General features: G+C 68.9%; 9 protein-coding genes and 1 pseudogene. 6 read left to right on the forward strand and 4 right to left on the reverse strand.

Features of this window, described 5'->3' with window-relative positions; translation table 11 throughout:
• A partial coding sequence (locus tag B1964_RS02310) for a DUF1542 domain-containing protein (protein ID WP_139765602.1) occupies positions 1 to 680 on the forward strand: 680 nt, incomplete at its 5' end.
• Positions 681 to 773: 93 nt separating this feature from the next.
• On the opposite strand, the gene deoC is transcribed toward B1964_RS02310, so the two are convergent.
• The gene (gene deoC, locus B1964_RS02315; protein WP_006372570.1) at positions 774 to 1,451 is read right to left on the reverse strand and encodes a deoxyribose-phosphate aldolase; all 678 of its coding nucleotides are present in this window, start codon (positions 1,449 to 1,451) and stop codon (positions 774 to 776) included.
• Between the two features lie 28 nt (positions 1,452 to 1,479).
• Between deoC and purU the strand changes: the two genes are divergently transcribed.
• Positions 1,480 to 2,436, forward strand: coding sequence for a formyltetrahydrofolate deformylase (gene purU, locus B1964_RS02320; RefSeq protein ID WP_020172324.1), 957 nt, complete (start codon positions 1,480 to 1,482; stop codon positions 2,434 to 2,436).
• A 43-nt stretch (positions 2,437 to 2,479) separates the two neighbouring features.
• On the opposite strand, the gene B1964_RS02325 is transcribed toward purU, so the two are convergent.
• On the reverse strand, positions 2,480 to 3,469 hold the full coding sequence (locus B1964_RS02325) for an NAD(P)/FAD-dependent oxidoreductase (RefSeq protein ID WP_079928648.1): 990 nt from the start codon (positions 3,467 to 3,469) through the stop codon (positions 2,480 to 2,482).
• Complete coding sequence (locus B1964_RS02330; RefSeq protein ID WP_253193856.1) at positions 3,466 to 4,356, reverse strand: trans-aconitate 2-methyltransferase; 891 nt, start codon at positions 4,354 to 4,356, stop codon at positions 3,466 to 3,468. The genes B1964_RS02325 and B1964_RS02330 overlap by 4 nt, the downstream gene beginning before the upstream one ends.
• Before the next feature lie 48 nt (positions 4,357 to 4,404).
• Here B1964_RS02330 and B1964_RS02335 point away from each other — a divergent pair, with 48 nt between their 5' ends.
• Together B1964_RS02335 and B1964_RS02340 are read left to right on the forward strand one after the other, a co-directional pair.
• On the forward strand, positions 4,405 to 4,995 hold the full coding sequence (locus B1964_RS02335) for a helix-turn-helix domain-containing protein (RefSeq protein ID WP_006372574.1): 591 nt from the start codon (positions 4,405 to 4,407) through the stop codon (positions 4,993 to 4,995).
• A 58-nt stretch (positions 4,996 to 5,053) separates the two neighbouring features.
• Complete coding sequence (locus B1964_RS02340; protein WP_006372575.1) at positions 5,054 to 6,310, forward strand: Ig-like domain-containing protein; 1,257 nt, start codon at positions 5,054 to 5,056, stop codon at positions 6,308 to 6,310.
• A gap of 19 nt (positions 6,311 to 6,329) precedes the next feature.
• Here B1964_RS02340 and B1964_RS02345 read toward each other — a convergent pair whose 3' ends face one another.
• Positions 6,330 to 7,085, reverse strand: a complete 756-nt coding sequence (locus tag B1964_RS02345) for an SDR family NAD(P)-dependent oxidoreductase (RefSeq protein ID WP_006372576.1) — start codon at positions 7,083 to 7,085, stop codon at positions 6,330 to 6,332.
• Positions 7,086 to 7,207: 122 nt separating this feature from the next.
• Between B1964_RS02345 and B1964_RS02350 the strand changes: the two genes are divergently transcribed.
• Positions 7,208 to 8,338, forward strand: coding sequence for an ROK family transcriptional regulator (locus B1964_RS02350; protein WP_079928650.1), 1,131 nt, complete (start codon positions 7,208 to 7,210; stop codon positions 8,336 to 8,338).
• A 53-nt stretch (positions 8,339 to 8,391) separates the two neighbouring features.
• Positions 8,392 to 8,503, forward strand: a pseudogene (locus B1964_RS30870) (transglutaminase); the annotation flags it as partial.

Here is an 8,503-nt window from a genome sequence, read left to right on the forward strand (position 1 = left end):
CCCCCCCCGCCGCCAAGCAGGCGCTCGCCGACGCGGCCGAACGGCACACCGCCGCCGGCTCGCAGATAGACCAGGCCACCAGCCCCGCACAGGCCCGACTCGCCAAACAGACCGCCATCGAGGGCCTCTACTACATCCGCGCCGCACGGACCGCGATGGGCATGGACCCCGGACCGGCGATCCCCGAACTCGACGGACAGAAGAGTGCGGGCCAGGTCACCGAGAACCGTGAGATCGACTTCGAAGGCCGCACCGTGCAGGCCTCGCCCGCACCGTCGCCGACCACCCCGAACTACTACCCGGGTGGCCGAGTCGCCGGCCGACCGGTACCAGCCGGCTGGTACTCCGAACCGTGGTGGAAGCCCGCGCTCGTCGCCGGAGCGTGGGGTGTCGGCTCGATGTTCCTGTTCTCGGCACTGTTCTCCGGTATGGCCGGGGTCAACTACGACGCGGCCGCCTTCGAGAACGGCGTCGGCGACGGCACCGACGCCGGAGCCCTCGATGCCGGGGATTACGGCGATGGGGGCTACGGCGATGGAGGCGGGGGCGACATGGGTGGCGGCGACGCCGGGGGCGACATGGGCGGTGGTGACTACGGCGGCGGTTTCGGTGACTTCGGTGGCGGCAACGACTTCGGGGGTGGCGGGGACTTCGGCGGCGGGGATTTCGGCGGGTTCTGACCGCGAATCACCCATGCGCCCAACTCTTCCGGGCTGATCCCGCGGGGTTCCTCCTGGCCGAAACGTCTGCGGCCGAACATCTGCGGCCGATCGCTATTCGGTGAAGCCCTCCAACACCGCACGGCTGCCCGACAACCCGAGTCGGGTGGCCCCGGCAGCGATGAGTTCGGCGGCGAAGCGTGCATCGCGGATTCCGCCGGATGCCTTCACCCCGACCCGGGCCGGCACGGCGGCCCGCATGATCTCCACTGCCCGCACACTCGCGCCGCCGGCCGGATGGAACCCGGTCGAGGTCTTGACGAAGCTCGCCCCAGCGCGGGCCGCGTGCGCGCAGACCTCGGTCAGGGTGTCCTCGCCGGCGAGGTCGAGCAGCGCCGCCGACTCGACGATCACCTTGAGGACCGTCTCGTCGCCGACGGCCTCACGCACGGTGAGCACGTCGGCGAAGACCTCGTCGAATCGCTGATCCAGCGCGGCGCCGACGTCGATGACCATGTCGACCTCGTCGGCACCGGAGTCCACGGCCAGGCGCGCCTCGGCGGCCTTGACCAGCGAATGGTGCTTGCCCGACGGGAAGCCGGCGACAACACAGGACTTCTGGTCACCGGTATCGATCGGCAGCATGGACGGCGACAGGCAGACCGCGTAGACGCCGAGCTCCGCGGCCTCGGCGATGGTGGCCTCGGCGTCGGCGCGGGTGGCCTCGGGCTTGAGCAGGGTGTGGTCGACGAGGGCCGCGACATCGGCTCGGCGTAGGTCGGTGATCGTCACACAGACGAGCTTGGCACACTGAAGGACCGTGACCACCCCCGCCACCGCTGTCCCATCCAGCTCAGTCCCCGCCACCTCGGTCCCCGCCACCGACGCCTCCGGTGCCGACCGTCGCTATGTGCTCACCCTCGGCTGCCCCGACCAGACCGGGATCGTCGCGCGGATCTCGAGCTTCCTCGCCGAGATCGGCGGCTGGATCACCGAGGCCGCCTACCACTCCGACGAGGACTCCGGATGGTTCTTCACCAGGCAGGCCGTCCGCGCCGACACGGTGACGATCCCCCTCGACGAGGTGCGCGCCCGATTCGCGGGCATCGCTGCCGAATGGGGACCGCAGACCGAGTGGAAGGTCACCGACACCGGCGAGGAGAAATCGGTGGTGCTGCTCGTCAGCAAGGAAAGCCATTGCCTCACCGACCTACTCGGTCGCGCCGACCGTGGTGAACTGCCGGCGACGGTGTCCGCGGTCATCGGCAACCATCCCGACCTCGGCGGACTGACCGAACGCTTCGGGGTGCCGTTTCATCACGTGCCGTTCACCGGACCCGACGGGAAGTCCGGTGCGCGCGCCAAACGAGCAGCCTTCGACCGGGTCGAGGAGATCGTCGACAGCCACACCCCCGACGCGGTGGTGCTCGCCCGCTTCATGCAGATCCTGCCGCCCGAACTGTGCGAGGCGTGGGCCGGGCGCGCGATCAACATCCACCACAGCTTCTTGCCCAGCTTCATCGGCGCCCGGCCGTACCACCAGGCGTTCGCCCGCGGTGTCAAGCTGATCGGCGCGACCTGTCATTACGTGACCGCCGACCTCGACGCCGGCCCGATCATCGAGCAGGACGTCACCCGGATCGACCACTCCGACAGCGTGCGCGACATGGTCCGGCAGGGCCGCGACATCGAAACCCTGGTCCTGGCACGGGGTTTGCGGTGGCATCTCGAGGATCGAGTACTGGTGCACGGCCGCAAGACCGTGGTGTTCAGCTGATACCGGTGTTCAGCTGACAGCGATGTTCAACTGACGGCGATGTTCAGCCGGCCACCCGGCTCTCGAGCGCCCGCCGGGTGTCCTCCTCGATGAGGTCGGCGTTGATCATCGCGCCGCACTGCACCCCGGCCGCCGCCGAGGCCCCGACCATCGCTGCGAGATCCACGGAATTGCCTGCCGCCCAGACCCCGTCGATCGGGGTTCGTCCGGTCCGGTCGGCGGGGATGATGCTGCCCATCGGGTTGTCCTCGAGTGTGCCACCGAGCGAGGTGTAGATCTCGCCTCGGGCACGCATTCGTGGTGCGACGACGAGTGCATCGAGCTCCAGCTCGCGTCCGTCGTCGAACAGCACTGCGCGCAAACGGTTGTCGGCGTCGGCATCAACCCGCGCCACCGGTCCGCCGATGATCTCGATCCCGCGTACCTCGGCCTGCAACCGCTGTTCCGGGGTGAATGGTGGCATGCCGTGATCGATGAGGGTGATGTGGGAGGTCAACTGGGAGAACAGCATTGCCTGGTGCATGGCCATCGGCCCGGTGCCGAGGACGCCGACCCGCCGACCGCGTACCTCGTAGCCGTGACAGAACGGGCAGTGGAGCACGTCGCGGCCCCAGAGTTCGGCGAGCCCGGCGACGTCGGGGAGTTCGTCGACGAGTCCGGTCGCGATCAGCAGTCGGCGGGCGACGGCGGTGGGCCCGCCGGTGCTGTGCACCTCGAAAGCGCCGGTGCTCTGCACCTCGAAAGCGTTGTCGGCCCGGTGTTCTGGGCGCACCACGGCGGTAACGGTGCCCTCGCGGATGGTCGCGCCGTATCCGATGGCCTCCGCGCGTCCGGCGCGCAGCAGTTCGGTCGGGGCGATGCCCTCCCGGCCGAGGAGGTTGTGCGCACCGGCGGCGGGTGCGTTGCGGGGTGCGCCGGCGTCGATGACGACGACCGTGCGCAGTGACCGCGCGAGGGTGACCGCAGCGGACAGCCCGGCTGCGCCGCCGCCGATGATGGCCACGTCGACGGTCTCGGTTGCCGTGGTGGTCATGAGATCTCCTGGTTCGCTTCGGTGGTCGATGCGGGCACGGTCGCGATCCAGATCGTGCGGGCGGCCCGTACGGCGACGTCCGGGCGGTGGCGCAGGGAGGTGGGTCCGTCGCCGAGTAACTCGTCGAGGGTGGCCGCGTCGGTGTCGGTGAGGTCGTCGGCGAGTCCGGTGCGCACCCGGGAGAGCCATGCCTGCGCGTAGGCGCGGGTGAGTTCGGTGGGTTCGGGAACGTCGATTCTCACGGTGTGCCGTGTGCGCATCTCGAATCCGGCGGCGGTGATCGTGTCGGTCCAGTCGGGAAAGCTGTTGGCGCCCTTGGCCCGCATGAGCTCCTCGATCCGTTCATTGAGGTCGTTGTGCGGTGTCTCGGTCTGCAGGAATCGGGGCTGATGCGGCATCTCGATGACCGCCAGCACGCCGCCCGGCCGCAGATGGCTGCGTGTGGTGCGCAGGAAGGCGGCGGGGTCGGTGACGTGATGCAGCGACGCCGACGCCCACACGACGTCGGCGGCCCCGACGCTCGCCGGCCAGCCGTCGTCGAGGTCGGCGGTCACCGTCCGCACGGTGCCCGGTCCGGCGGCGTCGATGCGTGCGGTCATCTCGGGGGAGCCGTCGATGGCGACGATCTCGGCGTCCCCGAAGGCCGCTGCGAGGGCGCGGGTGCCGACCCCGGTACCGGCGCCGGCGTCGACGATCACCTCGATGGGCCGGGTGGTCTCGGTGCGGATGAGGGAGATCGCCTCGTCGAGGTAGGTGCCGGTGACCGCGGCGTCGAGTTCGAGCAGATCGCCGATGTCGGTGCCGTCATGATCGTGTGCCCCATGATCATGTGTCCCGTGCGAGTGCCGTCCGTGGTGCCGATGATCTGATCCGTGCGTGCTGGTCATGATGTCGAGGCTAGCGAGCTGATGCGCAAGGGGCATACCATCTTGCCCATGGAGCAAGAAATCGATGCGGTGGTCCGTCAGCGCATCCGCGCGATGCGCGTCGCCAAGGGGTGGACCTTGGATTCGCTGGCACATCGCTGTCACCTGAGTCCGTCGACGCTGAGCCGGATCGAGACCGGACATCGGCGGGTCGCGCTCGATCAGCTCGTCCCGATCGCCCGCGCGCTGGGCACCTCACTCGATGTCCTGGTCGAGCCGGTCGGCGACGCCGACGTGGTGATCCGTCCCGAACCCCACTCCAACGAGGGCATCACGGTGTGGCCTTTGTCACGTGACAACACCCCGGCCGGTGTGACCGTGGCAAAGATGCGACTCGACGAATCGGTTCGGGACGCCGCCCGCGAGCTGCGGGTGCACCCCGGACATGAGTGGTTCACGGTGCTCAGCGGCACGATCCGGCTCCGGCTCGGCGAACGGACGATCATCATTCCCGCAGGCCACGCCGCCGAGTTCGCATGCACGGTCCCGCATTCGTTGGCCCCCGACGACGGACCCGCGGAGGTCCTCTCGATCTTCGACCACGACGGTGAGCGCGCCCATCTGCGTGGGTCGCCGGCGTCGCCGGCATCGCTGTCTTGACCGAATCACAGCAGGCAGAGAGCCGTTCATCAGCCGGTCTCGGTACCCTGGTCCCGACATGAACACGCAGCCGACACCCAGCCGACGCACCGTTCTCGCGGCGGCAGGCATCGCCACCGCGGGCCTCGTGGCCGCCGCCTGTGGACGATCCGACGACACCACCTCCGCCCAGAAGTCGAAGCAGCCGACCGTCAAGGTCACCTACACACCTGCACTCGACGATCCCGCCGCGCCCAATCCGACCGCCAAGGTCGAGGTCAAGGCGTCGGGCGGCACGCTGAACCCCGACGTCAAACTGGTCAACGCCAGCGGCAAGGCGGTCACCGGCACGCTCTCCGACGATCGCACCACCTTCACCGTCAACGAGGTTCTCGGCTACGGCACCACCTACACCTGGCAAGGCAGTGCCGTCGGGCAGGACCGACTGACGGTGCCGGTCAAGGGGTCGTTCACCACCCTCGATCCCAAGCAACAACTCAACGTCGTCGTCAACATCGCCGACGGGCAGGAAGTCGGCATCGCCGCACCGCTGATCCTCAAGTTCGACGGGACCGTCGACGACAAGGAAGCCGTCGAGCGCGCACTCACCCTGACCACCACACCCCCCGCGGAGGGCAGTTGGGCCTGGCTCGGCGAGGACAACGGGTCACGCGTGCACTGGCGCTCCAAGGAGTACCTCACCCCGGGCACCAAGATCCACATGTCGGCCAAGCTGTACGGGCTCGATCACGGCGGCGGGGCATACGGTGCCGCCGACGTCACCAGCGACTACACCGTCGGCCGCTCGCAGATCGTCAAAGCAGACGCGCCCAGCCACCAGATCGTGGTGGTCCGTGACGGATCGACGCTGATGACCTTGCCCTGCAGCTACGGCGAAGGCGACGTCGACCGCAACGTGACCCGCTCGGGTATCCACGTGGTCAGCGAGAAGTACGAGGACTTCTACATGTCCAACCCGGCAGCGGGGTACTTCAACGTCCACGAACGCTGGGCGGTGCGTATCTCCAACAACGGCGAGTTCATCCACGCCAACCCCGAAACCGTTGGCGTGCAGGGTTCGTCGAATGTGACGAACGGCTGCATCAACCTGTCGCTGGACAACGCGCAGCAGTACTTCACCACCGCGATCTACGGTGACCCCGTCGAGGTGACCGGCACCCGGATCGATCTGTCCGAGGCCGACGGCGACATCTTCGACTGGACCTACGACTGGGACACCTGGAAGTCGATGTCGGCGATCAAGGGCACCCCGCAGTCGGCGTCGGTACCGGCGACCCCGAGTGGTGCACCCTCGTCGGTGAGCGCCCCGAACTGAGGGCCCGGAGCGGCCCCGCCTAGCCGGTCTTGATGTTGCGCCGCGCCGAGGCCTGATCACGCGGTTTGAGCACGATCTGATCGAGATTCACGTGCGGCGGCCGGGACGCGACGAAGCCGATGACCTCGGCGACATCGTCGGCGGTCAGCGGCGTCAGGCCTTGGTAGACGGCGTCGGCGCGTTCCTTGTCGCCCTCGAAACGCACCAGCGAGAAATCGGTTTCGACCATGCCGGGCGCGATCTCGGTGAGCCGGATCGGCTTGCCGAGCAATTCGTAGCGCAACGTCCGATGCAACACTCCCTGAGCATGTTTCGCCGAGGTATAGCCGGCGCCGTTGTCGTAGGCCTCCAGGGCGGCGACCGAGGTGATGGTGACGATCAGTCCGTCGCCGGAGGCTTCGAGCGCCGGGAGCAGTGCCTTGGTCATCCGTAGCGTCCCCAGAACGTTGGTCTCCCACATCCAGCGCCAGTCGTCGAGGTCGGCGGTGGCCACCGGGTCGAGGCCTTTCGCGCCGCCGGCGTTGTTGACGAGTACGTGCACCGAATCCAGGCCGTCGACGAATCGGGCCACCGACTCCTCGTCGGTGACGTCGAGTTGCTTTCCGGTACCGCCGATCTCGGCGGCCAGCGCCTGAACCCGATCGACCCGGCGGGCGCCGAGGACCACGTGGAAGCCCTGTGCGGCAAGGGCGCGGGCGGTGGCCGCGCCGATTCCGGAACTCGCACCGGTGACGACGGCGACGCGGGTGACCTCGGAGGCGGTGGACTCACTCATGATCGTGAGTTTACGTGCCGAGCCGGGTGGGGCCTGCGCCCCGGGCCCGGCACTGAATCCCGGACTGGGTCTCGACGCCGATCGGGGTGCGCCCGCCGACGGCGATGCTAGATTCTCCAGTCATGCACACGGTCATCCCGGCGACACTCGGTGTCGGGACGACCCCCGCGGCGCAGGTGTTGCAGCGCATCCGGGTCGGTGCGCCGATCACCCGCGACACCCTCGCCGCGGAGACCGGACTGTCCCCGGCGACCATCAACCGCCAGGTGACCGCGCTGACCGAACTGGGTTTCGTCGTCGAACGCCGCGACCTCGTCCATGCCGGCAGCATCGGTCGGCCCAAGCATCCCCTGACCCTCGACCGCGACAGCCTTTGCGTCGCGGGGATGCACATCGGCGCCCGACGGACCCTGCTGGCCATCGCCGACCTCGGTGGGCGCACCCTCTACAGCCACGCCGTACTGACCCCGCACGACGATCCGCACGCGTCGGCGGCCGAACTCTGTCACGCCCTGCGGGAACTCGCCGACCGATTCTCCGGGCGCCGCCTGCTGTGGGGCGGGGTCGCACTCGGCGGGCGCGTCGAGCGCGCCGGCGGTGTGGTCGATCATCCCGTCCTCGGCTGGCGCAATGTCCCCGTTGGAGCGCAACTCGCCGAGGCACTCGGCGTGCCGGTGTCGGTGTGCGAGCATCTGCAGGCCATGGCGGCAGCCGAACTGTTGCTGAGTTCGGCTCGCAGCAGCGCGAATACGGGACTTTTCTTCTACGCGCGCGAAACCACGGGCATGGCCCTGACCGTCGGCGGGCAGGTGGTGGTCCCCGACCGCGGGGCCGGCACGATCGCCCACATCGGTGTCGACGCCCCGACGCTGTGCGGGGGTGCGGCCACCCTGCAGGACGTGATCGGTGTCGACGTCGCACGCCGCGCCGCGCAGCGCCTCGGCGTCTCACCGGACGCGTCGGTGATCACCGACGAACGCGCCCGCATCCTCGGGGAGGTGGTCGCCGTCTTCCGTGACGCGGTCAATCCCGACGAGGTGATCGTCGCCGGTGATGCGTTCGCCGCGCATCCGCAGGGGCTCGGACCGGTGCAGGCGGCTTTCGACTCCGCATCCAGGATCGGTTGGCCGCTGGAGCTCACGGCGTCGCGGTTCGGGTTGTCGGTCCAGGAGAGTGCGGCAATCGTGGTGGCGCTCAGCGTGATCTACGCCGACCCGGTCGCGGCGATGACCCACTGTCGCGCCCGGCCGTAGCGTAGCGGGCGCCAGTGACGCAGAGTCCGGCGTTTTGCCCTACCGTGACAGGCATGACGATCCCCCCTCGCGACGTTGCCGCGACCATGTCCATTTCCGTCACCGCACCCACCGAGATCGAGATGCAGATCGCGGTGGCCCGCATGCCCGGGCTGTCCCTCGACG

This window comes from Gordonia sp. i37 (assembly GCF_002043085.1).
Taxonomy (GTDB): domain Bacteria; phylum Actinomycetota; class Actinomycetes; order Mycobacteriales; family Mycobacteriaceae; genus Gordonia; species Gordonia polyisoprenivorans.

Coding starts and splice junctions, on each gene's coding strand:
- B1964_RS02325 (WP_079928648.1), bottom strand. CDS start 3,469: ATGACCACCACGGCAACCGAGACCGTCGACGTGGCCATCATCGGCGGC.
- B1964_RS02330 (WP_253193856.1), bottom strand. CDS start 4,356: ATGACCAGCACGCACGGATCAGATCATCGGCACCACGGACGGCACTCG.
- B1964_RS02335 (WP_006372574.1), top strand. CDS start 4,405: ATGGAGCAAGAAATCGATGCGGTGGTCCGTCAGCGCATCCGCGCGATG.
- B1964_RS02340 (WP_006372575.1), top strand. CDS start 5,054: ATGAACACGCAGCCGACACCCAGCCGACGCACCGTTCTCGCGGCGGCA.
- B1964_RS02345 (WP_006372576.1), bottom strand. CDS start 7,085: ATGAGTGAGTCCACCGCCTCCGAGGTCACCCGCGTCGCCGTCGTCACC.
- B1964_RS02350 (WP_079928650.1), top strand. CDS start 7,208: ATGCACACGGTCATCCCGGCGACACTCGGTGTCGGGACGACCCCCGCG.